21 protein-coding genes are annotated in these 24,239 nt (G+C 73.9%); 7 read left to right on the top strand and 14 right to left on the bottom strand.

Annotated features, from left to right (window positions below; genetic code table 11):
- Window positions 1–11 precede the first annotated feature (11 nt).
- Complete coding sequence (locus tag ACFOVU_RS17690; protein ID WP_378535146.1) at window positions 12–740, bottom strand: DUF3159 domain-containing protein; 729 nt, start codon at window positions 738–740, stop codon at window positions 12–14.
- A gap of 850 nt (window positions 741–1,590) precedes the next feature.
- Here ACFOVU_RS17690 and ACFOVU_RS17685 point away from each other — a divergent pair.
- Window positions 1,591–2,685, top strand: coding sequence for a serpin family protein (locus ACFOVU_RS17685; RefSeq protein ID WP_378535019.1), 1,095 nt, complete (start codon window positions 1,591–1,593; stop codon window positions 2,683–2,685).
- Window positions 2,686–2,744: 59 nt separating this feature from the next.
- Here ACFOVU_RS17685 and ACFOVU_RS17680 read toward each other — a convergent pair whose 3' ends face one another.
- The 4 genes from ACFOVU_RS17680 to valS all read right to left on the bottom strand — a co-directional run bounded on the left by ACFOVU_RS17680 (window position 2,745) and on the right by valS (window position 7,489).
- The gene (locus ACFOVU_RS17680) at window positions 2,745–3,284 is read right to left on the bottom strand and encodes a GNAT family N-acetyltransferase (protein WP_378535017.1); all 540 of its coding nucleotides are present in this window, start codon (window positions 3,282–3,284) and stop codon (window positions 2,745–2,747) included.
- Window positions 3,285–3,420: 136 nt separating this feature from the next.
- On the bottom strand, window positions 3,421–4,299 hold the full coding sequence (locus tag ACFOVU_RS17675; RefSeq protein WP_378535015.1) for a DUF3710 domain-containing protein: 879 nt from the start codon (window positions 4,297–4,299) through the stop codon (window positions 3,421–3,423).
- A 52-nt stretch (window positions 4,300–4,351) separates the two neighbouring features.
- A complete protein-coding gene (gene dut, locus ACFOVU_RS17670; RefSeq protein WP_378535013.1) occupies window positions 4,352–4,825 on the bottom strand; it encodes a dUTP diphosphatase in 474 nt (157 codons plus the stop codon).
- A 90-nt stretch (window positions 4,826–4,915) separates the two neighbouring features.
- Window positions 4,916–7,489 (bottom strand): valine--tRNA ligase, encoded by a 2,574-nt coding sequence (gene valS, locus ACFOVU_RS17665; protein WP_378535011.1) that lies wholly within the window; start codon window positions 7,487–7,489, stop codon window positions 4,916–4,918.
- Window positions 7,490–7,679: 190 nt separating this feature from the next.
- On the opposite strand from valS, the gene ACFOVU_RS17660 reads away from it, so the two are divergent.
- Complete coding sequence (locus tag ACFOVU_RS17660) at window positions 7,680–7,958, top strand: DUF4235 domain-containing protein (RefSeq protein WP_378535009.1); 279 nt, start codon at window positions 7,680–7,682, stop codon at window positions 7,956–7,958.
- 94 nt (window positions 7,959–8,052) lie between these two features.
- Here ACFOVU_RS17660 and ACFOVU_RS17655 read toward each other — a convergent pair whose 3' ends face one another.
- The 4 genes from ACFOVU_RS17655 to ACFOVU_RS17640 all read right to left on the bottom strand — a co-directional run bounded on the left by ACFOVU_RS17655 (window position 8,053) and on the right by ACFOVU_RS17640 (window position 11,954).
- On the bottom strand, window positions 8,053–8,952 hold the full coding sequence (locus ACFOVU_RS17655; protein ID WP_378535144.1) for a hypothetical protein: 900 nt from the start codon (window positions 8,950–8,952) through the stop codon (window positions 8,053–8,055).
- Window positions 8,953–9,250: 298 nt separating this feature from the next.
- Window positions 9,251–9,550 (bottom strand): DUF4193 domain-containing protein, encoded by a 300-nt coding sequence (locus tag ACFOVU_RS17650; RefSeq protein ID WP_378535007.1) that lies wholly within the window; start codon window positions 9,548–9,550, stop codon window positions 9,251–9,253.
- A gap of 461 nt (window positions 9,551–10,011) precedes the next feature.
- Window positions 10,012–11,304 (bottom strand): sensor histidine kinase, encoded by a 1,293-nt coding sequence (locus tag ACFOVU_RS17645; protein ID WP_378535005.1) that lies wholly within the window; start codon window positions 11,302–11,304, stop codon window positions 10,012–10,014.
- Window positions 11,301–11,954, bottom strand: coding sequence for a response regulator transcription factor (locus tag ACFOVU_RS17640; protein WP_378535003.1), 654 nt, complete (start codon window positions 11,952–11,954; stop codon window positions 11,301–11,303). The genes ACFOVU_RS17645 and ACFOVU_RS17640 overlap by 4 nt, the downstream gene beginning before the upstream one ends.
- 648 nt (window positions 11,955–12,602) lie before the next feature.
- Between ACFOVU_RS17640 and ACFOVU_RS17635 the strand changes: the two genes are divergently transcribed.
- Window positions 12,603–12,770, top strand: coding sequence for a hypothetical protein (locus ACFOVU_RS17635; RefSeq protein WP_378535001.1), 168 nt, complete (start codon window positions 12,603–12,605; stop codon window positions 12,768–12,770).
- Window positions 12,771–12,938: 168 nt separating this feature from the next.
- On the opposite strand, the gene ACFOVU_RS17630 is transcribed toward ACFOVU_RS17635, so the two are convergent.
- The 3 genes from ACFOVU_RS17630 to ACFOVU_RS17620 form a co-directional block, all read right to left on the bottom strand.
- On the bottom strand, window positions 12,939–13,739 hold the full coding sequence (locus tag ACFOVU_RS17630; RefSeq protein ID WP_378534999.1) for an inositol monophosphatase family protein: 801 nt from the start codon (window positions 13,737–13,739) through the stop codon (window positions 12,939–12,941).
- Between the two features lie 34 nt (window positions 13,740–13,773).
- Window positions 13,774–15,801 (bottom strand): S9 family peptidase, encoded by a 2,028-nt coding sequence (locus ACFOVU_RS17625; protein ID WP_378534997.1) that lies wholly within the window; start codon window positions 15,799–15,801, stop codon window positions 13,774–13,776.
- 124 nt (window positions 15,802–15,925) lie between these two features.
- Window positions 15,926–16,957, bottom strand: coding sequence for a ferrochelatase (locus ACFOVU_RS17620; protein ID WP_378534995.1), 1,032 nt, complete (start codon window positions 16,955–16,957; stop codon window positions 15,926–15,928).
- Window positions 16,958–17,082: 125 nt separating this feature from the next.
- On the opposite strand from ACFOVU_RS17620, the gene ACFOVU_RS17615 reads away from it, so the two are divergent.
- Both ACFOVU_RS17615 and sepH read left to right on the top strand, forming a co-directional pair.
- Window positions 17,083–18,384 (top strand): D-arabinono-1,4-lactone oxidase, encoded by a 1,302-nt coding sequence (locus ACFOVU_RS17615; RefSeq protein WP_378534993.1) that lies wholly within the window; start codon window positions 17,083–17,085, stop codon window positions 18,382–18,384.
- 301 nt (window positions 18,385–18,685) lie between these two features.
- Window positions 18,686–19,924, top strand: coding sequence for a septation protein SepH (gene sepH / locus ACFOVU_RS17610; protein ID WP_378534991.1), 1,239 nt, complete (start codon window positions 18,686–18,688; stop codon window positions 19,922–19,924).
- A gap of 57 nt (window positions 19,925–19,981) precedes the next feature.
- Here sepH and ACFOVU_RS17605 read toward each other — a convergent pair whose 3' ends face one another.
- Window positions 19,982–21,697, bottom strand: coding sequence for a PH domain-containing protein (locus ACFOVU_RS17605; protein WP_378534989.1), 1,716 nt, complete (start codon window positions 21,695–21,697; stop codon window positions 19,982–19,984).
- Entirely contained in the window at window positions 21,694–22,155 is a 462-nt protein-coding gene (locus tag ACFOVU_RS17600; protein WP_378535142.1) for a PH domain-containing protein, read from the bottom strand. Before ACFOVU_RS17600 ends, ACFOVU_RS17605 begins: the two co-directional genes overlap by 4 nt.
- Before the next feature lie 261 nt (window positions 22,156–22,416).
- Between ACFOVU_RS17600 and ACFOVU_RS17595 the strand changes: the two genes are divergently transcribed.
- Window positions 22,417–23,397 (top strand): ATP-binding cassette domain-containing protein, encoded by a 981-nt coding sequence (locus ACFOVU_RS17595; RefSeq protein WP_378534987.1) that lies wholly within the window; start codon window positions 22,417–22,419, stop codon window positions 23,395–23,397.
- Window positions 23,394–24,221, top strand: coding sequence for an ABC transporter permease (locus ACFOVU_RS17590; RefSeq protein WP_378534985.1), 828 nt, complete (start codon window positions 23,394–23,396; stop codon window positions 24,219–24,221). The genes ACFOVU_RS17595 and ACFOVU_RS17590 overlap by 4 nt, the downstream gene beginning before the upstream one ends.
- Window positions 24,222–24,239 lie beyond the last annotated feature (18 nt).

Here is a 24,239-nt window from a genome sequence, read left to right as displayed (position 1 = left end):
GGCCCGCCGGGTCATGCGGTGCGCGGCGGGGTGCCCTCGTTCGCCATGGGCGTGCGGCCGCGGGTGAGCAACCAGACCATGGCGGCCAGCGAGGCGACCTGGAGCGGCCAGCCCATGGCGATCTTGGAGATGCCCAGCCACGCGAAGGTGTTGGCGACCCCGAACGACTCGGCGGCCCAGAGGGGCAGCTGCACGGCCACGCGGACGACGCACGGCAGGATGAGCAGCCAGGTCAGCCGGGAACTGAGCCGGACCACGGCGGGGTTCTCCCGCCACCCGGTGGGGTCGCCGGTGACGGCGCCGATCAGCAGGCCGATGGCGGGCCAGCGGACGAGGATGGACAGGGTCAGCACCGCCGCGTAGACGGCGTTGTAGATGATGCCGGGCAGCGCGAAGTCCTCGGCGTTGCCGCTGCGCAGCGCGAAGGCCGCGGCGATCCCGATGCCGAAGAGGCTGTTGACGACGAACTGCACCGAGGAGCGCTGCACGAGCCGGACGACCGCCAGCACGACCGAAAACCCGACGCCCAGTGCCAGGGCCAGCCGGAGGTCCTGGCCGATCATGTAGGTGACGGTGAAGGTCAGGGTGGGGATCGCCGCCTCGACCATGCCGCGCTTGCCACCCAGCGCCTTGGCGAGCTGCCCGCGGACCACCGCCTCGACGGTGTCCTCGGAAACCGGGGCGTCGCCGGACACCGGAGCGTCGGCGGAGGCTGGAGCGCCACCGGAGGCGTCGGCGATGTCCGAAGAGGCCGGCGCTCCGGAGGCGTCGGGAGCGCCGGGCCGGTCACGGCCGTCGTGCTCCGCCGCACCGGTCCCGGCACGCCGGCCGCCCGACGCGGCGGCCTGCGGCCCCGCAGTGGCCCCGGAGCCCTCGCGGGCCGGTGCCGAGGGGTCGGGTGAACGGCCACCGGCCCCGTTCGCGGCCGCGTCGACGGCCCGCTGCTGCTCGGTCATGCTGCTCCAGAATTCGACGTCGGGTGTCCTTCCCACCCTAGGTCACGGGCCCACGACACGGGGATCCTTCCACGCCGCGTAAACGCCCCGGACCGCCGCTGGAATCCGTGGGCGCCCGGCGGTCGACCACGAGCGCGACGAGCGGCACACCGCCCGCCATCAGCTCCGCAAGGGGCCGCGAGGCCCACGCTCCCACTGCGTTGCCCAGCGCCCACCGACAGCGCCGAGCCGCCGAGACCGGTGCACCCCGGCCGACGGCACGCCACAGCGCACCGCCCCATCCGGCACGGGATGGGGCGGCCTCTCCTGCTCGGCGTGCGCGCACACCTGCGCGGCCCCGACTTCCGTCGCCGCCATGAGGTTGGTCAGGGTCGGCCGGGAGCAGGGCGGCCGCGGTCGCCCGTCCGCCCACCGTCCACTTTCCACCGCACCCGGGGCCTGCCGCCTGCGTGAACTCCGCGGTCGCCCGTGGTCGGGGCGACCACCGCGTGAATCGCTCGAGGGGAGCGGCTGCCGGTCCGTGGCAGGTTCGCTGTGGGCGCTCGCAGACCCTCCTCGCCGCGGGGCTCGGCTCGCTCCGGGGGCGTCGCGTAGGCTGGCCGCAGACCGCCACCGCCACGGCTGGGAGAGCCCGATGCGAGTGTCCCTGCGCCCCGATCATCTCGGATTCGCCCTGCGGTTGCAGTCCCGGTTGGCCGCTGAGGAGCCCGGTGGCGGGCTGGTGTGGTCGCCCTACTCCGTCGCCGGTGCCCTGGGACTGGTGGCCACCGGCGCGCGCGGGGCGACGCGTGACGAACTCGGCCGCCTCCTGGGCGGCGACATCGACGCCGAGCTGGCGGCGCTCGACGATGCCGTCGTCGGCGGCCCCGAACTCGCCACCGGCACGGGGCTGTGGGTCCGCGACACCCTGCCCCTGCTGCCCGGGTTCGAGGCCGCCCTGCGCGCCCGCCCCGGCTCCGCCGTCCACACGGCCGACTTCGCCGGCGCGCCCGAATCCGTGCGCCGCGCGGTCAACGGCTTCATCGCCAAGGCCACGCGCGACCTCATCCCCGACCTGCTGCCGCCCGGCGGGGTCGACCCCGGCACCCAGGCGCTCCTGGCCAACGCCCTGTGGGTGCGCATGCAGTGGACCGTCCCCTTCGACCCCGCCGCCACCCGCGACATCGACTTCCACGCCCCTGCGGGCACCCGCCCGGTGCCGATGATGCGCCGCCGCGCACGGATGCCCCTGGCGCAGACCGCCGGCTGGCGCATGGTCACCCTGGCGGGCGGCGACGAGCTCGCCCTCGACATCCTGCTCCCCGACGACTCCGGCACCGCTCCGGTCCCGGAGGGCGGCACCCTGGCCGCCCTCTACCGCGCGGCCGCCCCCGCCGAGGTCGCCCTCGCACTCCCCCGCTTCGACCTCACCCACCGCGCCGAACTCGCCACGGCCGTCACGGCGCTCGGGGCGCCTACGGTCTTCACCGATTCCGCCGACCTCAGCGGCATCTCGGAGCACCCGCTGCGCATCGACCAGGTCGTGCACGAGGCGCGGCTGCGGGTCGACGAGAAGGGCGCCGAAGGCGCCGCCGCGACCGCCGTGCTCATGCCGACCGCGGCGGTCGTGCCCAAACCGCCGGTGGGCTTCACGGCCGACCGCCCCTTCGGCTTCGTCCTGCGCCGCCGCGCGGCCATCCTCTTCCTGGGCACCGTGGCCGACCCGGTCGACCCCGGCCCCGCCGGGTGAGCGCTGCGCCGTTCCCCCCGGTTGCCTCCGGCCGCTACCACGGGCCCCGTACGGGGGCGTCAGAGGCGGTCGAAGGGGGCTGCGTAGCAGAAGGTTCCCGTCATGTTCCCCACGTGCCCGGTGAGGGTACGCACCTGGAAGTACTCCCCCCAGGAGCCGTCCGGCGCGGCCACGCCGTGGTCGTCTGCCGGGCGGAAGCCGAAGCGCGCGTAGAACTTGGGGTCGCCGAGCAGCGCCACCAGCGGCTCGCCCAGCGCGTCGGCCGCCCCCAGGACCGCATGCATCAGCGCGGACCCCACCCCGGCCCCTTGGCGGCCGGGGGCGACGCTCACGGGCCCCAGCCCCAGTGCCGGGGTGTCGCCCACGGCGCCCCGGGTGCACACGACGTGGCCGATCACCTCGCCGACGGTATCGACCGCCACCAGGGAAAGCTCGGGGATCCACCCGGGATCGCCGCGCAGCCACCCCACGAGCGTCGCCTCACCGGGCTCTCCGCCCGGCTCCACTGGCGGCGCGGCGTGCTCCACCCCCGCAAAGGCGGCGGCGGTGACCGCCCGGATGGCGGGGATGTCGTCGGGGGTCTCACGTCTGATCAGCATGGAGGCCATGCTGATCGTTCCCCCGCGCACGCCGCAACGGATTTTCCGGGACGTGCCCGCGCCGGACCCGCCCGCTCCGGCTCCGAGGCCGGAGCGGGCCCCGGGCCGACCGGGTGGTGCCGGGGCGTCGGTCAGGTCAGTCGCGGCCGCCTTCGTCGGCGGGCCGGTCGACGTCCTCTGTTTCGGGGTCCACGCGGTTCTCCTGCGCGGGGATGCCCGGGTCCGCCGTCGCTGAGGCGGGGTCGGCCGGCGGGGGTGAGGCCGGACCGGGGCCGGGCGGTCTGACCGCCGGGCCGCCCTGAGGCGGGGCGGTGCGGCCCGCGGCGGCCATGGACTTCTGGACCTCCGGCGGGACGGTGATCTCCAGCAGGTCGCGTGGGGGCACCGGGCTGTCGCCGCGGACCACGATCACGTTCTGGAACAGCGCGTCGAGCGCCGCCATGGCCTCGGGCTTGACCGCGGCGTCGCCACGGACCACCCCGCGCAGCACCCAGCGCGGGCCGTCGACGCCGATGAACCGCACGCGCTGGCCCAGCTGGTGGCCCTGCTCGTTCTTGCGGCCCTCCACGGGGACGACCGCGCGCAGCTCGGCGCCGAACGCGCCGTCGAAGTCCTCGACCTTGCCGCCCTGCCCCGTGACCTGCTCGCGCAGTTCGCCGCGCAGGTCGTCCCACAGCCCGCTGGACTTGGGGGCGGCGAACGGCTGGATCTGGAGCGCGGAGTTGCCCTGGATCAGGGTGACGCCGATGATCTGCTGGCCGCGCCGGTTCCCGCCCTGGCCGCGCTGGTTGGCGACGTTCACCTGGATCTCGGTGCCCGGCTGGACCGGGACCCGGATCGCCCCGAGGTCCATCCGCCGCACGTCGGGCGCGTCCTCGGAGACGTCCCAGGGGCCCGCGGCCCGGTGGCGGTCGGCCTCCTTCTCGGGCTCGGGCGGCGCGCTCCGCTGTTCGACGACCTCGGCGGTGTCGGCGGCACCGGCCTTGTCGCTCTTCTTGCGTCGGCGTCCGAACACGCCTACACCTCTCCCCATAGCCGGGCCCCGGTGGCGCCGGGGCCCGTGGTCCTCATCTGTGTGCCGCGTGGCCGCCCGTGGAACCGAAGCCGTCCGTGCCCCGCACGGAATCGGGCAGGTCCTCGACCTCGCGGAAGATCGCGTGCTCGACCCGCTGGACGACCAGCTGCGCGACGCGGTCGCCGCGGGTGAGCTTGACCGGGGCCGCGGTGTCGGTGTTGAGCAAGGTCACCCGGATCTCGCCACGGTACCCGGAATCGACGGTCCCGGGGGCGTTCACGAGGGTCAGGCCGTGCCGCGCGGCGAGGCCCGAGCGCGGGTGGACGAACGCCGCGTAGCCGTCGGGGAGCGAGATCGCGATCCCGGTGCGGACGGTCACCCGCTGCCCGGGGTCGAGCACCGTGTCCTCGGCGGTGACGAGGTCGGCTCCGGCGTCGCCGGGACGCGCGTATCCGGGAAGGGGCAGATCGGGGTCCAGGCGGCGGATCAGGATCTCGACGCGGCCGCCGGGGGCATCGCTACTCACACCGACCGAGCTTAGCGCGGACGGCGGTCGCGGCGGACGCACACGCGGGCCGCCCCGGCAGGACGGGGCGGCCCGCGCGCGTCGCCGGTGTCACTCGGCGGGTGCGGGCAGGGTGACGTCGACCCGGAGGTCGGTGTCGTCGCCGGCCACGAACTCCAGCTCGGCGGCGCGTCCCGCGGCGGCGATGTCGTCGCCGGCGACGCGGGCGTCGGCCGCTTGCTTGCCGTGCACGACCACGCGCTCGACCTCGGCGCGCATGGACAGCTTCGCCTCGGACTTGGCCTTGCGGACGGCGCGCAGCACCGCCGACGTGGCGTTGAGGACCGCGGGGTCGCCGCCCTGGGCGGCGGCCCGGAACTCCGCGGTGTCGGGCCATGCCTCGGCGTGCACCGAGGTGTCCTGCCACCAGGACCACACTTCGTCGGCGACGAAGGGCAGGAACGGGGCGAAGAGCCGGTGCAGCGCCGACAGGGCGATCAGCAGCGCGGCGCGCGCCGAGGCGCCCGCGGCGGACTCGGTGTCGTAGGCGCGGGCCTTGACGAGTTCCAGGTAGTCGTCGCAGAACTCCCAGAAGAACCGCTCGGTGTGCTCCAGGGCGCGGGTGTGGTCGTAGGCCTCGAACGCGGCGGAGGCGTCCTCGACGACGTCGGCCAGCGCGGCGAGCATGGCGCGGTCCAGCGGCTCGGTGACCGCGGCGGGGTCGGCCGAGGTCTGCTCACCGGCCACCGACAGCGCGAACTTGCTGGCGTTGAGGATCTTGATGGAGAGCCGGCGGCCGACCTTCATCTGGCCTTCGTCGAGCGCGGTGTCGGTGCCCAGCCGCCCGCTGGCCGCCCAGTAGCGGATCGCGTCGGAGCTGTACTTCTCCAGCAGGTCGATCGGGGTGACGACGTTGCCCTTGGACTTGGACATCTTCTTGCGGTCGGGGTCGAGGATCCACCCGGAGATGGCGGTGGTGCTCCAGGGCAGGGTGCCGTGCTCGAAGTGGGCGCGCACGACCGTGGAGAACAGCCACGTGCGGATGATGTCCTGGCCCTGGGGGCGCAGGTCCATGGGGAAGACGCGCTCGAACAGGTCGGGGTCGCGCTCCCACCCGCCGGCGATCTGCGGCGACAGCGAGGAGGTGGCCCAGGTGTCCATGACGTCGGGGTCGCCGGTGAAGCCGCCGGGCACGCCCCGCTGGTCCTCGGTGTAGCCGGCGGGCGCCTCGGAGCTGGGGTCGACCGGGAGCACGGCCTCGTCGGGCAGCAGCGGGGTGTCGTAGTCGGGGTTGCCCTCGGAGTCGAGCGGATACCAGACCGGGAAGGGCACGCCGAAGAACCGCTGGCGGCTGATGAGCCAGTCGCCGTTGAGCCCGCCGACCCAGTGCTCGTAGCGGGAGCGCATGTGGGCGGGGTGCCAGTTCAGCTCGGCGCCCCGGGCCAGCAGGGAGTCGCGCACCTCGGTGTCGCGCCCGCCGTTGCGGATGTACCACTGCCGGGTGGTGACGATCTCCAGTGGCTTGTCGCCCTTTTCGTAGAACTTCACCGGGTGGGTGATGGGCTTGGGGTCGCCGATGAGGTCGCCGGAGGCGCGCAGGAGGTCGACGACGCGCTCGCGGGCGGTGTGCACGGTGGCCCCGGCGAGCCCGGCGTACGCCGCGCGGGCGGTGTCGGAGTCGATGCCCTGCGGGGGCTCGGCGACGATCCGGCCGTCCCAGCCGATGATGGGCCGGGTCTCCAGCTGGAGCTCGCGCCACCAGGTGACGTCGGTGGTGTCGCCGAAGGTGCAGATCATGGCGATCCCGGAGCCCTTGTCGGGGTCGGCGAGGCGGTGCGCCCTGACCGGGACCTCGACGCCGAAGACCGGGGTGCGCACGGTCGAGCCGAACAGCCCCGCGTAGCGCTCGTCGTCGGGGTGGGCCACCAGCGCCACGCAGGCGGGGATCAGCTCGGGGCGGGTGGTCTCGATCTCGACGGTGCCGCCGTCGGGGCGGTGGAAGGAGATCTTGTGGTAGGCGCTGGGGCGCTCGCGGTCCTCCAGCTCCGCCTGCGCAACGGCGGTGCGGAAGGTGACGTCCCACAGCGTGGGCGCCTCGGCCATGTAGGCCTCGCCGCGCGCCAGGTTGCGCAGGAACGCGCGCTGGGCGGCGGCCCGCGAGGCGTCGTCGATCGTGGCGTAGGTGTAGCGCCAGTCGACGCTGAGGCCGAGCCGGCGCCAGATGCCCTCGAAGACCTTCTCGTCCTCGACCGTGAGGCGGTCGCACAGCTCGATGAAGTTGCGCCGGGAGATGGGGGCCTGGCGCTTGGGGTCGGGCTTGGCGGGCGGCGAGAAGTCGGGGTCGTAGGGGATCGACGGATCGCAGCGCACACCGTAGTAGTTCTGCACCCGGCGCTCGGTGGGCAGGCCGTTGTCGTCCCAGCCCATGGGGTAGAAGACCGACTTGCCGCGCATGCGCTGGAAGCGCGCGACGGTGTCGGTGTGGGTGTAGGAGAAGACGTGCCCGATGTGCAGGGACCCCGAGACCGTGGGGGGCGGGGTGTCGATCGAGAAGATCTGCTCGCGGCTCTTGGAGCGGTCGAAATGGTAGACGCCGGACCCGTCCCATACGTCGACCCATTTCGCCTCGATACCGTCGAGCGAGGGCTTGTCGGGCACGCGGAGGGAACGAGAGCGGTTGGTCATGCGCCAATGGTATTGGCTGCGCGCCCCTGATCGCTCACCGATTCCACAGGGGCCGCAGACGAACGGAGCGTGCCGCCACCGGGCCTGATGCATGAGGGCCGGGCACGCGGGGGCGCGGGCACCGGGCCCCGTTGCATGGGAGTATTTCGGCGAGCCGGATGACCACTGATATGGAAGCGATCGGATTCAGATGGCAGAGAAAGACGGCCGGCTGGCCGCGCAGATCGTCGGCGGCGCCGCCGCTCTGGCGGCCGGGTTCGTGGCGCGCAAGGTGCTGACCTTCGCCTGGACGCAGGCCACCGGGAAGGAGCCCCCGACCGAGCCGGAATCCCTCGAGGTCGGCCTCGGCGAGGCGCTGGGCTGGGCCGTGGTGACCGGGGTCGGCATGGAGGTGGCCCGCGTCCTCGCGGTGCGCGCCGCCTACCGCCGCCTGGGCCCGGCCTCGCGGAAAGAGGTCGAGGGCGCCTGAGGGGCGCCGACCGGAATGCGTGTGGGGGCGGTGCCGTTGGGCACCGCCCCCACACGCATCCGGGGGGTGGTCCCCCGCGCACGTGCGTGCGGCCTCAGCCTTCGGCCGGGACCGGGCCGATCGACGGGGACTCCCCTGCCGGCGCGCGGATGACGCGCAGCGGGGCGGGGGCGGGCTCGCCGGCCGGGAGCGCCCGGGCGCGCAGGTCGGTGCGGACGGAGCGGGCGAGGGCCGTGGTGGCCGCCCGGTTGAGGGTGCCGCCGGCGACGGCCCCGGTGAGGTAGGGGCCCAGGGTGGTGAGGTGGCGGCCCATGACGGCCATGAGGCGCTTGCGCAGGGCGGCCTTCGCGGCGGTGCCCAGCGCGGCGGTGAGGGATCCGGCGGCCTGGGCGGGGTCGATTCCGCGCTTCTTGGCCCACGCCCCCAGGTAGCCGCTGGTGCGCTGGAGTGCGCTGCCGGGCGCCGTGGAGCCGTAGACCTCGTGCAGTTCGGCGATCAGCTTGACCTCGACGGCGGCGACCACGACGGTCTCGGCGACGATCTGGGCGGGGGCCGTCAGCAGCAGTGGGGGCGCGGTGAACTGCACCGCGGCCAGCGCCCCGCCCGCGGCGCCCACCGCGGTCGTGGCGTTGGTGGCGTTGCGGACCAGGGCATCGGCCAGGTCCTCGCCGTCGATCCCCTTGTGGTGGCGGACCAGGGTGGCGTGGTCGCGCACCGGGATGCGGGGGGCGATGTCGTTGGCGAAGGTGTCGGTGATCCACCGCCCGGTGGCGGCGCCCTTCACGCCCGCCGAGCGGGCGCCGTCGGCCAGGGCGCGGGCGAGCCGCCCCAGGAGCCCGGCGCGGCTGCGCGGGTCGGCGCCCTCGTCGCCGATGATGCGGCCGACCAGCTCCCCGACGTCCTCGTGTACGGCGTCCCCGCCCGCGGGCACCAGCTCGGTGCCCGGGGCATCGGCGCCGTCCCCGTCGCGGTCGCGCGCGGCGGCCACGGGCACCGGCGCGATCTCCGCGGATCCGTCCGGGCGCGGACCGCCCGGGCCGTCGGTGTGCCGCCCGTGGTCGTCGCCGCGACGGCCGGCTCTTCTGCGCACCATGACCCCACATCCAATTCCCAGCGATTTCCCAGTCTTTGCCGATCCTCTACGACAAAGCTAAGGGAAGCGGAAAATCGAATGCGCGGGTAAGGCCGCGGCCGCCTCCGGCTAAAGGACGATGCGCCCCCTCATCGGGGACGCATCAGATACCGCGGCGCTGCGGCCGTCGAGACACACGGTGAGAGGGAGGCCACGCCTGTCAGGCGGCGCACTCCTTGCACACGAGCTTTCCCTTCCGCTCCTCCGCGAGCTGGCTGCGGTGGTGCACCAGGAAGCAGCGCGAGCAGGTGAACTCGTCGGCCTGCCGCGGGAGCACCCGGACGGCCAGCTCCTCTCCGGAGAGGTCCGCACCCGGCAGCTCCATCCCTTCGGCGACCTCGTCGGGGTCGACGTCAATGGTGCTGGTGCCCTTGTCGACGCGACGGGCCTGCAACTCCTGGAGGCTGTCCTCGTTGATGTCCTCGTCGGTCTTACGCGGGCTGTCGTAATCGGTGGCCATTCTGCTAACTCCATCCCCCTCGATCTATGCCTCGTTGCGCGGTTGTAACGCTTGAGAGACGCCACTTGTGCCCGTAGGCGGCGGAAATCTTCACCGGCGTAAGTGGACTGTGACCCCTCCCGGGTGCCGTCACACCTCTCGGCAGCATCGAACGGCCGATCCCGGCCGCACGCGTGCACGCCCTGGACCCGCCTGTTCTCATGTGCTACCCAACGCCTGAAGGATTCCGACCTATTTCTTCGTCCTTCCTCGCACCGACCGACCGCGGGAACTCCGCGAGGGGCGAGGTCAGAACGGACACGTCCGCGTCGGGAAACATTCCCGCCGCATTCACGCCCGGAGAGCATACCCACCGTGGAAGGCTGCTCCGCCCTCGGGTGGCCGTGTCATCGGACACGTATAGATATCACGGACGCGGCGGCGCCCGCAGCCCGTTGCGCGCCGCGGCGCGGCCGCCGCCCTCAGCGGCTTCCGGGCAGCTTGTCGCGGCCTTCGGCGGGCAGGGCCACGGTGACCACCAGTCCCCCGCCGGCGCGCGGCCAGGCGCTCACCGTGCCGCCGTGCGCGCGGACCACGGAGCGCACGATGGACAGGCCCAGCCCGGCGCTGCGGCTGGAGCGTACCCGGTCGCCGGAGCCGCGGCGGAACGGCTCGAACAGGCCCTCGATCTCGTAGCCGGGGATGACCGGGCCGGAGTTCTCCACCTGCACCGCGGGCGCGCCCTCGTAGATGCCGGAGCGCACGGTGATCTCGCCGTCGGCGACGTTGTAGCGCAGCGCGTTCTCGACCAGGTTGGCGATCAGGCGCTCCAGCAGCACGGGGTCGCCGCTGACCGGCGCGGCCCGCAGGTCGGAGCGCAGGGACAGGCCGGACTTCTCGATCTCGGCGGAGAGCTGGCTGAGGACGGTCTCGGCGGCCTCGCCCAGGTCGACCAGGGTCCGCACGTCGAGCTCGCGTTCGCTCTTGGCGAGGAACAGCAGGCCGTCGATGAGGTGTTCGTGGCGGGCGTTGGTCTCCAGCAGGGTGCGGCCGATGGTCTTGAGGTCGGGCGAGGCCTCGGGGTCGCTGATGGCGACCTCCAGCAGGGTCCGGTTGATCGCCAGCGGGGTGCGCAGTTCGTGCGAGGCGTTGGCCACGAACCGGCGCTGGCCGTCGAACGCGTGGTCCAGGCGCTCCAGCATGCCGTCGAAGGTGTCGGCGAGCTCGCGGATCTCGTCGTCGGGCCCGCCCAGTGCGATGCGCTCGTGCAGGGAGCGCTCGGAGAGCCGGCGCGCGATCCGGGTGATCTTGTGCAGGGGCGACAGGGCGCGGCCGGCCACGACGTAGCCCAGGCCCACCGCGAGGAGGCCGACGATGACCAGCGCGAGGACCGAGAACCGGGTGACCTCGGCGAGCACGGTCTCGATGTAGGTGTTCTTGACCTCTTCGAGCGCCGCGGGGTCGTCGAAGTAGGGCGAGTCGGGCGCGACCGTGAAGGTGAGGTTGTCCAGGAGCGCGGCGACGATGACGTAGTTGAGCAGCACCAGCAGCGACCCGGCGGCGAAGAAGAGCATGCCGTAGATCAGGGTGAGCCGGGAGCGCAGGCTGATGTTGTCGGTGAGGCGGTCCATGCCGCCGGTGACCGGCCCCTGCTGCTTGGCGGAGGGCGCGGGCGGCGTGGTCAGGCGGCGCCAGGTCCCGGTGTCGCCGGGCGGAGTCGGGGCGACCTCCCCGGGCGGGACCGCGGACGCCGGTTCGCCGCCGGCCGCGGTCAAATGCGGTACCCCGCTCCCGGGACCGTCTGGATGACCGGGGGCTCGCCGAGCTTCTTGCGCAGCGTCATGACGGTGACCCGCACGACGTTGGTGAACGGGTCGGCGTTCTCGTCCCAGGCCTTCTCGAGCAGCCCTTCGGCGCTGACGACCGTGCCGCCCGCGCGCATCAGGACCTCCAGGACGGCGAACTCCTTCGGGGTCAGGGTGATGCGGCGGCCGTCGCGCTCCACGGTGTGGTTGGCGGGGTCGAGCTCGATGCCGTTGCGGCGCAGGACCGGCGGCAGCGGCGGGGCCGCCCGGCGGCCCAGGGCGCGCACGCGCGCGATCAGCTCGGCGAAGGCGAAGGGCTTGGCCATGTAGTCGTCGGCGCCGAGGGTGAGGCCTTCGACCTTGTCCTCGAGTTCGCCGGAGGCGGTGAGCATCAGGATGCGGCCGGCGTAGCTCTGGCCGACGAGGCTGCGGGCGACGTCGTCGCCGTGGACGCCGGGGAGGTCGCGGTCGAGGACGATGACGTCGTATTCGTTGACGCCGGCGTGCTCCAGTGCGCTGTCGCCGTCGTAGACGACGTCGACCGCCATGGATTCGCGGCGCAGCCCCACGGCGACCGCATCGGCGAGCACCTGCTCGTCTTCGACCACGAGTACGCGCACTGTGTCCTTCGCTTCCCTGCGAGCCCGGGTGGGCCGCTGCCGGCGCATCCCCCAACACACCGGCAGCGGCGCTTACCCCCGGCTGCGCCTACCTTTGTCGCACACATCGAATAAGGATGAAGTAAACCACCACAGCGGCTAGCTGCGGAGATACCGCGCGGACGCGGTGTTCACCCCACCTTGCACCGGCCAACGTAGGGCCGGTGCGCGATGCGCGGCAACCCGGTGGGCGCCGGGGAGCGGATGGTCGGCGGGCCGGCCCCGGAGGGCGTGGCCGCCGATGTCCCCCTAAAAGCGAGGCGTCGCTGCCGGCGAATCCCCCAACCGCCGGCAGCGACGTTCACCCCGCACATTTCAAAGGTGCCACGCCCCGGGTAAGAACCGAATAAGTGCCGATGCCGACTTTGCGGCGCGGCCCGCTCCGCCGCCCCCGTGGGGGCCGCCCGGAGCCGCCGGAACCCGCGCGACCTGCCGCGGGACCGCCCTACAGCGGCCGGGTCACGGATCGGTATCGGGCGGGTGGCCGGGTTTGGCCGCGCCGCCGCCGTGGGTATGGCGCAGGGACGCGGGCCGAAGCGCGCTCGGCGCCCCCTATGTCACACCGGTGTGACTGCATATTGTGCGCGCACGACCACAGAGTGAGGTGAAATGGGCGAGTTCTTCGCGGAGATCCAGGGCCGCATCAAGGAAACCCGCATGTCTCTCCTTGCGGCGCAGGCCGCGGGCGACGATTTCCTCGCCGACACACACGCGTCGGAGCTGGAGGACCTGCACCGGATCGCCGCCCGCAACGGTATCGACACCGGCGGTGTATGAGACCTGACGGCCCGTATCGGACCGAGGGACCGATGGTACGCGGCGGCGCGCACGGGCGGCCGGACGCCGACGGGGCCGGCCGGATCGGCAGGGATCCGGCCGGCCTCCGCCGTTTCGGGCGGGGGTGCCCAAAGGGAGTGAGGGGGCCGCTTCTCCCTCCTCGCGCTGTCAGCCGTCGGTGTCGGCCCCGAGCGGCTCCAGCAGGTCGTGCAGCTCCCCGAACAGGTCCCCGGGCGCCGCGATGAACAGGTCGGGGCCGGCGGGCGCCCCGTTGAGGCCGCCCACGCGCGCGCCCGCCTCCTGGGCGATGAGCGAGGCCGCCGCCCAATCCCACGGGTTGAGCCCGCGCTCGTAGTAGGCGTTGCAGCGCCCCCGCGCCACCCCGCACAGGTCGACCGCCGCGGCGCCGCCGCGGCGGATGTCGCGCACCCGCGGCAGCACCTGGCGCAGCACCTCGGCCTGGTGGGCGCGGCGCTCGGAGCTGTAGCCGAACCCGGTGGCGACCAGGGCGAGGTCGAGCGGCACGGCCGGCGCGGCCGCGATCGGCTCGCCGTTGCAGAACGCGCCGCCCCCGAGGACGGCCGTGTAGACGTCGCCGCGCGCGGGAACCGCGACGACGCCGGCGACGACCTCGCCGTCGGCCTCCGCTGCGATCGACACCGCCCAGTCCTCGCGGCCGTAGAGGTAGTTGACCGTGCCGTCGATCGGGTCGACGATCCACCGGACGGCGCTCTCGCCCGCGGCCGCGCCGCCCTCCTCGCCCAGCACCGCGTCGCCGGGCCGGGCGGCCAGCAGCCGCTTGCGGATCAGCTCCTCGACGGCGCGGTCCATCGCGGTGACGACGTCGGTCGGCGAGGACTTGGTGTCGAGGACGCCGATGCCCGCCTGGCCGTCGGCGGCGACCGCACCGGCCTCGCGGGCGGTGTCGGCGGCCAGGGCCAGCAGGTCGGCCGGATCGGCAGTGGTCATGCGCTCCCCCTTGTTCGTTCGCGCGCCGCGGCTGTCACAGGTGCTCCGGGCGGCGCCAGTCCTTGCCGAGCACGTGGTGGTCGAGGAAGGCGAACACGGTCTCGTACCAGACCTTGGCGTTGCCCGGGGTGAGGATCCAGTGGTTCTCGTCGGGGAAGTACAGGAACTTCGCGTCGACCTCGCGAGAGACCAGGTCCCACCACAGCCGCAGCCCCTCGCCGATGGGCACCCGGTAGTCCTTGTCGCCGTGGATGACGAGCATGGGGGTGGTGATGGCGTCGATGTTGCGGTCGGGCGAGGAGCGGTCGTAGCGCTCGGGCTGCGTGTGGGGGTCGCCGAACTCCGCGGCCCAGACCGCCGGGTAGTCGGTGGCCCCGACGAAGCCGTCGAGCCCCCACAGCGAGGCGTGGCTGACGATGGCGTCGAACCGGTCGGTGTGCCCGGCGATCCAGTTGGCCATGTACCCGCCGAAGGAGCCGCCCATGGCGGCGGTGCGGGAGGGGTCGATGTCGTCGCGGGCGCAGGCGGCGTCGGTGACCGACATCAGGTCGGCGAAGGTGCGCGGGCCCCAGATGCCCCAGGCGCGGCGGAGCATGTCGGGGCCGTAGCCGGTCGACAGGGCGGGGTCGGGCAGCAGGACGGCGAAGCCGCGGGCGGCGAGCAGCCAGGGGTTCCACCGCCAGGACCAGCCGTTGAAGCTCATGTAGGGGCCGCCGTGCACCCACAGCAGGAGGGGGGCCGGGGAGTCCGCGGAGGCGCCTTCGGGCAGCACCAGCCAGGAGCGGATGCGGGTGCCGTCGTCGGCGGTGGCCTCGATCTCGGTGAGGGTCCCGGGCGTCTCCAGGACGCCGGTGGGCGTCTTGAGGCGCTCGGGGGCTCCCTCGGCGGTGGCGTCGAGCCGGACCGGCGTGGGCGGCTCGTCCCAGGAGTCGCGCAGGGCGTAGAGGGTGCGGCCGTCGGGGGCGGGGTTGAGGGCGCTGTAGGCGCCGTGATCGGCGCTGAGGCGGGTGAGGGCGCCGGTCGCCACGTCGACGCGGAACGCGGGGCGGCGGCCGCCGAGGTCGGCGGTGAAGAGCACCGCGGAGGAGTCGGGGGCCCAGGCGTACTCGCGCGGCCACAGGTGGTCGCCGGGCAGGAGGTCGCGGCCCTCGCCGGTGGCCAGGTCGACCAGCCACAGGGTGTGGTCGCGGGGCTCGCCGTCGTAGTCGCCGTCGAAGCCGCGGTCGGCCACCGCGTAGCGGCCGTCGGGGGAGACCTTGGGGCCGGAGAAGTCGTGGCCGGGCTGGGCGGCCAGGGTGCTGCGCTCGCCGGTCGCGGCGTCGATGGCGACCAGTTCGTTGCGGTCGACCTCGCGGCCCTGGGGGACGCGCCAGCCGGTGACGACGGTGCCGCCGTCGGGGGTGACGTCCCAGGACTGGGTGAACAGCGCCATGCCGGGTTCGGGGGTGAGGTCGGCGGGGTCGCCGAGGCCGGCGGCGGGGCCGGCCGGGGGCGCGGCGGCGAACAGGCGCGGCCGGGCGGGGCCGAGGTCGCGGTCCCAGTAGCGCACCGGGGAGGCCTCGTGGAGGATGGCGGTGACGTGGGCGTCCTTGCGGGCCGTCCGGGCCTTGTCGTCGGCCTCGCCGTCGGCCGCCCCGGGGAACACCTCGGAGCCGTAGACGACGGTGCCGGATTCGCGGGCGACGGCGAACCCGGTGATCCCGCCGGGGCAAGTGGCCACGCGGCGGGCCTCGCCGCCGTCGCGCGGCAGCAGCCACAGGGCCGCGGGCGGCGCGGCCTGGGCGGCGCCGGCGGATTCGGGGTCGGTGCGCGCCGAGGTGAACAGCAGCGATCCGTCGGGGAGGAAGCCGGGGGCCGACTCCCCTGTGGCGGAGCGGGTGATCCGGCGCGGTTCGGCCTCGCCCTGGGGGTCGATCTCCCACAGGGCGGTGGTGAACGCGGAGCCGTCGGGTTTCAGCTCGCTGACGGGCGCCACGAGGCGGGTCCCGTCCGGCGACAGCCGCAGCCCGTTGACGCGGCGCAGTCCGACGTAGTCCGACGGCTCGTACCAGGAATCGACCACGGCGTGCCCTCCCAAATCCGGCGACAGTGCCACACAGTCGCACCGACCCTATCGGGGCGGTCCCGGGCGGCTCCGGGCGGGAAGGGCCGCTCCGGGAACGTCCGAGGCGGCCGGAAACGGGTGGTCAGCGGGGCGGGCAGCAGTCGGAGCCGCCGTCGGGGCAGCGCGGCAGGTCGCCCAGGCCGACGGGGTCGGCCCCGCTCGCGCGCTCGGCGACGAGGTCGCGGACCATCGCCACGAACCGCGGGTGGGTGCCGGGGCCGAGCGCCCGTTCGAAGGCGAGACCGAGGCGTCCGGCGGTGGCCCGCGCCTCGTGGTCGAGGTCGTACTTCACCTCCATGTGGTCGGAGACGAAGCCGTGGGGGATGACGACGACGGCGGACGCGCCCTCGGCCGCCAGCTCCTCCAGCCGGTCGTTGATGTCGGGCTCCAGCCACGGCTGGCTCGGGGGCCCGCTGCGGCTCTGGTAGACGAGGTCGTAGGCGTGGCCGCCGCCCAGGCGCTCGGTGACCAGCCGGGCGACCTCGGCGAGCTGCGCGGCGTAGGCGCCGCCGGGGCCGAACCCGTGCCCGGGGGCTCCGCTCTTGTCGGCCATGGCCGTGGGGATGGAGTGCGCGGAGAACAGCAGGTGCGCGCCGGCCCGTTCGCCCTCGGGGAGCCGCCCCAGTGCGTCGCGGGCGTGGTCGGCCAAGGGCTCGATGAACCCCGGGTGGTCGTAGAAGGGCCGGATCAGCTCGATCTCGGGGGCGTCGGGGCCCACCGCCGCACGCGCCGCCTCGATGTCGTTGAGGTAGGCGCGGTGGCTGGAGTAGTTGCTGTAGGCGGAGGTGGCCAGGGCCACCACCCGGCGCACCCCGTCCTTGGCCATCTGCGCGACGGTGTCGGCGAGCATGGGGTCCCAGAACCGGTTGCCCCAGTAGATCGGCAGGTCGACGCCGTTGGCCTCGAAGTCGGCGCGGATCGCCGCGATCAGCTCGCGGCACTGCCCGTTGATGGGGCTGACGCCGTCGAACAGGAAGTAGTGCTCACCGACCTCCGCGAGCCGTTCGCGCGGGATGCCGCGGCCGCGGGTGACGTTCTCCAGGAAGGGGATGACGTCGTCGGTGGCCTCGGGGCCGCCGAAGGAGATCAGCAGAAACGCGTCGTAGGGCCTCATGTGCTCCATGAAACCAGGTGCCCGCGACCCTCCGTATCGGCCTCGGCGTGGCAGAGGTCACCGTTGCGCGACAGAAAGCGTCGGCCGGTTACCCAGAGGGCTACCGGCCGGTAGCGTCCGAGGGCATGACGAATGTGGTGTGGCACACATGGTCGGGGACCCACGCGGCGCGGCCGCGCCGCGTGGCGGTCCCCAACGGAACCGGCGACGTCGTCTCCGCGGTCCGCGCCGCCGCGGCCGAGGGGTCGCGGGCGCGCATGGTCGGTTCCGGGCACTCGTTCACCGGGGTCGCCGTGACCGACGGCACCCTGCTCTCCCCCACCTCTCTCACCCGGGTGCGCTCGGTCGACCCCGCTGCGGGCACCGTGACGGTCGAGGCCGGGCTGCCGCTGTGCGACTTGAACACGGCGCTCGACGGCCACGGCCTGGCCCTGGCCAACATGGGCGACATCGCCGTGCAGACGGTGGCCGGGGCCATCCAGACCGGCACCCACGGCACCGGCCGCGACATCGGAGGCCTGGCGGCGCAGGTCCGCGGCATGGAGATCGTCACGGCCGACGGCACCGTGGTGGAGTGCTCGCCCGATCGCGAAGCCGCGCTGTTCGAGGCGGCGCGGGTCGGGCTGGGCGCCTTCGGCGTCGTCACCGCGCTCACCCTGGCGGTGGTGCCGTCGTTCCTGCTGCACGCGCGCGAGGAGCCCCTGCCGCTGGAGGAGGTCCTGGAGCGGCTGCCGGAGCTGCGCGCGGACAACGAGCACTTCGAGTTCTACTGGTTCCCCCACACCGGGCAGACCAACACCAAGCGCAACAACCGGACCCCCGGGCCGGCCGCTCCGCCGCCGAGGCTGCGCGCGTGGCTGGACGACGAATTCCTGTCCAACACCGTGTTCGAGGCGGTGAACCGGCTGTGCCGGCGCGCGCCCGCGGCCATCCCGGCGATCAACCAGGTGTCGGCGCGGGCGCTATCGGCACGGTCCTACACCGACGTCTCCCACCGCGTGTTCACCAGCGCCCGCCGGGTGCGGTTCGTGGAGATGGAGTACGCCGTGCCCGCCGGCGCGCTGGCCGACGTCCTGCGCGAGGTCCGCGCGGCGATCGGCGCCGGGGACCACCGCATCAGCTTCCCGCTGGAGGTGCGGTTCACGCCCGCCGACGACGTGTGGCTGTCCACGTCCTACGGCCGCGACACCGCCTACGTCGCCGCGCACGTCTACCGCGGGACCCCCTACGACCGCTACTTCGCCGACCTGGAGGCCGTCTTCACCTCGGTGGGCGGGCGGCCCCACTGGGCCAAGATGCACACCCGCGACCGCGCCTACCTGGAGGGGGTGTACCCCCGGCTGCACGACGCCCTGGAGGTCCGCGAGCGCGCGGACCCCGGCCGCGTGTTCGCCAACCCCTACCTGGACACCGTCCTGGGGGCCTGATCGCGTCCGGCGCGCCCGGAACACAGGCGGCGGCTTCCACGGGAGATACCATCACCGGCAGGGCGCCCGGCGCGAACCGGCCGGGCACCCTGATCGCGCCTGGGGTCACGGATCGATGCCGTGCCAAGATGGCACGATGGGAAATGCCACGACGCCCGTGGGCGGCACCGCATGCGCCCGGAGGGCCACACAGTTCGGACATGCCGGGCGCGGTACTGGCCGAACGACCGGATGCCGATGAGACTGGGAACGTGGGGGATGGCCGAGGACCCACCCTCGACGGGACGCGAAAGGGAGGGCGATGCAGGAGCTTCGCCTCGTCGCCGTCAGCGAGGACGGCACCTACCTGGTGTTGGCGAGTGCCGGCCGTGGAACCCGTTTCATGCTGCCCGTCGACGACCGTCTCCGCGCCGCCGTGCGCGGCCAGTTCTCCCGTCTCGGCCAGTACGAGATCGAAGTGGAGAATCCGTTGCGCCCCAAGGAAATCCAGGCCCGGATCCGCTCCGGTGAGACAGCGGAGGCCATCGCCGAGCACGCCGGGATCCCGATCGAGCGGGTGCGCTGGTTCGAGGGCCCGGTGCTGCAAGAGCGCGAGTACATCGCCCAGCAGGCCCAGCGCGCCACCGTCCGGCGCCAGGGCGAGTCCGCACCAGGGCCCACCCTCGGCGACACCGTGGCCCAACGCATCGGCGCCCACCAGCTGGAGACCGGCGACGCCGTATGGGACTCCTGGAAGCGGGAGGACAACACCTGGCAGCTCAAGCTCGCCTTCCTCGCCGCGGGCGAGGAGAAGGTCGCCCACTGGGTCTATGAGCCGCGCCGCCGCAGTGTGACCCCGGCCGACGACGAAGCCGTGCGCTTCTCCTCCCCTGACGCCGACGGTCCGCGGAGCCTCGGCGGCGGGGCCAACGTCACCCCCTTCGTCCCGCGCCGCAACGGTGCGCCCACGGCCGAGCCGGCCCGCCCGGATCCGGCACCTGCGCCTGCGCCTGCGCCGCAGCGTCCCGAGCCGCTGACGGCCACGGCCCCCACACGCCCCGAGCCCCCGCGCCCTGACATCGACGGTCCGCTGCCCGCCGCGCCGCCCGAGGAGCCCGCGCCCCCGGCCCGGCCCGAGCGCACCCCGGTGGCCGGGCGGGTCCCGATCGTCCCCGAGCACACCCACCCGGCGGCGCGCGAGGACGTGCAGGCCCCGCCGCGCACGGCCCCGGCCGAGCCGCCCCGGCGCGGTGCCCCGCTCCCGGCCACCGGCCGGGCCGACGCCCCCGAGCCCGTCCGCCCCGAGCGCCCCGTTCTGGGCCACCCCGCCGCCGATCCCGCCGGCTCCCCCGCGGCCCGGCGCCCGGCCCCCGGCACACCGCCTCCCGCGGCGCACGAGCCCGAGCGGCCCGCCCCGCATACGCAGGAGCCCTCGGTCCCGGCCGCCGCGGCGCAGGCCCCCGGCGCAGCCGCCCCGCCGTCCCGGCGCAAGGGGCGCGGGAGACGGGCCTCCGTCCCCTCGTGGGACGAGATCATGTTCGGGGCGAAGAAGCCCGACTGAGCCTGCCGCTGTGCACGACGGCGACGGCCCGCGTAGTGCTGCGGGGCCGTCGCCGTCTTAGGTTCGGCTCCGGCCGGCCGCGGGGTCGGCGGGGCCGGGCGCGGTGACCAGGAACGGGCGCACCATGGCGGGCGTGACGCCTTCGGCGAAGGCGACCGACTCGGCGAAGTCGGCGTCGACGGCGGTGTAGCCGCCCTCGCCCGCGCCGACCGCGAACTCCACATTGGCCAGACCCGACCGGCGCTGGAACAGCGTCTGGCTCCAGGTCCAGCCGATGACGGCCGACCGGTGCACCACCGGCTGCACCCGGCGCAGCGACCCCGAGCGCACACTGACCTGCGCTCCGTCCTGGCCGTGCCCCAGCGCCCGGTAGCGGTCGTAGCCGAGCGGGACCCCCAGCAGCGCCACCGCGCCCAGCGGTACGGCAAGCCAGGTCAGTCCCGCGTAGGCGGCGACGGCCGCCGCGACGGCGAACGGCACCACGGCGCGGAACAGCCGGCGGCCCAGCGCCGCGCGGGGGTGGGGGGTGAGCAGGCCGCGGAACGGGGTGAGCGCCCGCTCCACCACGGGTTCCACGCGGGAGCGCGGGCCGATGGGCATGAGCACCGCCCGCGTGGTGGAGTCGCCGAGCCCGGTGACGATCGCGCGCAGCCGCACCACCCGGCGCAGCCGCTCCAACGGGTTGTCCAGGAACTCGTGGCCGCGGATCCGGCGGTGCTCCAGCGTGACACTGCGCCGGGTGAACAGCCCGCGCTCGATGACGAGGGACGCGTCGCGCCGGCGGAGGGTGAAGCCCCAGTGGGAGACGGCGTAGGAGACCACGGCGAACAGCGGCATCATCAGCACGAGCAGCACCACGGCGGCGACCGCGATGGCCGTCAGCGCCTGCGGGCTCATCGTGCTCGCCCACCGGTAGGCCAGCAGGACGGCGTCGCCCGCATCGGTGCCGGAGGTGAGGTCGTCGAGGCTCTGCCCGACCGCGCCCAGCACCGTGGCCAGGGCAACGAACGGGGTGAGCAGGTAGCCCAGGCTGAGCACGGCGTAGAGGTACCAGCCGGCCGGCATCGTGAAATAGACGGTCTCGGCCGGGGCGGTGGCGCCCGTGGCCCCGCTGGCGTGCCCGGCGGTCCCGCCCGGCTCCGGTGCGCCGGTGTGGGCGCCGGCGGCGGCCCGCAGGGTGGCGCCCGCAGGGTCGCCGCGCAGCACCGCGCGGCGGTGGAGCAGGACCCCGCGCAGCCGCTCGGCCTCGGCCAGGGCGACCGCGTCGAGCTTGCCCTCCTCGCCCTCGCCGCCGCCTCCGGCGGCGGCCTCGATCCGGACGACGGCCAGGCCGAGCATGCGGTGCAGCAGGTGGGAGGTGACGTCGACGCCGCGGATGCGCTCCAGCGGGATCGACCGGCGCGACCTGCCGATCAGGCCGCGGCGGATCTCCAGCCGTTCGCTGCCCACCTGGTAGCGGAAGGTGCGCCAGGTGACGAACCCGCCGATGAGCATGGCGGCCACCGCCGCGCCGGCGCTGGCGAGCACCCACGGGTTGAAGCTGCCCGCGACGAGGGCGGCGATCAGCGGGACGATGAAGCTCTTGAGGTAGCTGACCGGGGCCGTGACCATGGTCAGCGGGCTCAGCGCCCGCTCGGGTTCGGGCTCGGGGACGGCCGCCGCTCCCTCGGGGGCGCCGGGGGTGGCGGGTCCCGGCAGGCCCTCTCCGGAGGGCGGCGCGCCGGCGCCGTCGTCGTGCCGCGGCTCAGGGGGGACGTCGCTCACGTCGCTCACGTCGCATCGTCCCGGAGCTCGGCGGCGCGCTCGGCGAGGTCTTCGGAGATGCGCCGGGCGTCGTCGGCGGCGAGCCCGGCGATGGTGGAGGAGCCGGCGTGCGAGGCGGTCTGCACTTCGAGCGTGGCGACCTTGAACAGCCGCTCCAGCCAGCCCTGGCTGTGGTCCACGGTCTGGATCCGGCTCACCGGGACGAGCTGCCACTCGCGGCTGAGCCAACCGGTGCGCGTGTAGATGACGTCGGCAATGACCTCCCAGCGGTGCACCCGGTAGCGCCAGCGGGGCGCGATGACGATCTTGGCGAGGCCGTAGACCCCGTACACGACGGGGGCCGCCCAGGCGTAGTCGCGCACGACCGGCGGGATCCAGCCCCAGCCGAGCGAGGTGGCGCCCCAGGCCACGCCGCTGAGCACCGCCGCCAGCACCGCGACCCCCAGTGCCGTCTGTAGCGTCCACATCGGGACGGCTCGTGGTGACACGCGATTCTCAGGGGGGCGAAGCCGGGTGGTCGTCACGCGCCTGATTGTAGCGACGCGGACCCTTCCCCCCGCACCGCCAAAACGCGGCCGAAGTTCCGGCAAAGTTCGCGGTCCGGCCCCCGGGGGAATGCCGCTGACGCGCCCGCACGCTGTACCGGTTGAATGCGGCGGAACCTGTCAGCGGTTTGTCAGTGGCCGTGCGGACACTTGACGGGTGAACGCACATTGCTGGAGGGGTAGATGACGGACGCCATCCGCGCGGAGGGCCTGGTCAAGGAGTTCAAGGGGAAGGCCGCGCTGGCGGGGGTCGACCTCGTCGCACGGTCGGGCGCCGTCCTGGGGGTGCTGGGCCCCAACGGGTCGGGCAAGACCACGACGGTGCGGATCCTGGCGTCCCTGCTGCGGCCCGATGCCGGCCACGCCACGGTCGGCGGGTTCGACGTCGTCAAGCGCCCGCACGACGTCCGGCGGCTGATCGGGCTCACGGGCCAGTACGCGGCCGTCGACGCCGATCTGAGCGGCACCCAGAACCTGCTGCTGATCGCCCGGCTGCTCGGCTTCTCGCGCGGCGACGCGCGGGCGCGCGCCGCCGAGCTGATGGAGCGTTTCCGGCTGACCGATGCCGCCGAGCGCGCCGCCAAGACCTATTCGGGGGGCATGCGCCGCCGGCTGGACCTCGCGGCCAGCCTCGTGGGGCGGCCCAGCCTGCTGTTCCTGGACGAGCCCACCACTGGGCTCGACCCCCACAGCCGCAACGAACTGTGGGAGGTCGTGCGCGAGCTGGTGCAGGACGACGTCACCGTGCTGCTGACCACCCAGTACCTGGAGGAGGCCGACCAGCTGGCCGATGACATCGTGGTCCTGGACCACGGCAAGGTCATCAGCCGCGGCACCCCCGACGAGCTGAAGATGCGGGCCGGGTCGCAGGTGCTCCAGGTTCGCCCGATGGAGCCGGGGCTGCTGCCCCGGGTCGCCGCGATCGTCGAGGCGGTCAGCGGGTCCGAGGTCCGCTCGGGCGAGAGCACCGCCAGTGCGTCGGTGACCGATCCCGCGGTCCTGCCCGAGGTGGTCCGCCGGCTCGACGACAGCGGGATCGCCGTCGCCGAGCTGACCCTGCGCAAGCCCAGCCTGGACGAGGTGTTCCTGGCCCTCACCGGCCGCCCGGCCGACGACATCCCCGCCGCCGACTCCGCGGCCTCCCCCGAAAGGACGAAGGCGTGAGCGCCGTCGACACAGCGGGCCTGCCGCCCGCCCAGGCCGGGCCGAACGTGGCGCAGCGCATCACCCCGGTGAGCACGGTGCGCCACGGCGCGCTGCTCACCTGGCGCAGCCTGGTCAAGATCAAGCGCAACCCCGAGGAGGTCCTCGGGCTGACGTTCATGCCGCTGATGTTCGTCGCGCTGTTCGTGTTCGTGTTCGGCCAGGCCATGATGGGCGACTGGCAGGCCTACCGCGACTTCATCATCCCCGGGATCACCGCCCAGTCGGTGATCTTCGCGACCATCGGCACCGGCGTCTCGCTCAACTCCGACATCGAGAAGGGCATCTTCGACCGGTTCCGGTCGCTGCCTATCGCGCGCTCCGCGCCGCTGATCGGGGCGATCCTCGGCGACCTGGCCCGCTACCTGATCACCGTGGTGATGGTGCTGGTCGTGGCGATGCTGATCGGCTACCGCCCCGCCGGCGGGCCGATCGGGGTCGCGGCGGCGGCCGCGGTCGTGCTGCTGTTCGCCTTCTCGCTGTGCTGGCTGTCGGCGTTCATGGGGCTGCTGCTGCGCACGCCGATGGCGGTGAACATCTTCGGGTCGATCTGGATGTTCCCGCTGACCTTCGCCAGCTCCACCTTCGTCGCGCCGGAGAACATGCCCGGGTGGATGGCGGCGTTCGCGCGGATCAACCCGGTCACCCACGTCACCGACGCCATGCGCGGCCTGCTGGAGGGCGGCCCGTTCGCCGGGCCGCTGCTGTGGACGGTGGCCTGGACGGTCGGGCTGACCGCGGTGTTCTTCCCGTTGGCGACGCGCGCCTACCGCCGCAGGGCCTGAGCGGAGGGGCCGGTGGGC

This window comes from Nocardiopsis sediminis, assembly GCF_042650565.1.
Classification (GTDB): domain Bacteria; phylum Actinomycetota; class Actinomycetes; order Streptosporangiales; family Streptosporangiaceae; genus Nocardiopsis_B; species Nocardiopsis_B sediminis.
Note: the sequence above shows the minus strand (reverse complement) of the source record. Positions and strands in the feature narration are given on the sequence as shown.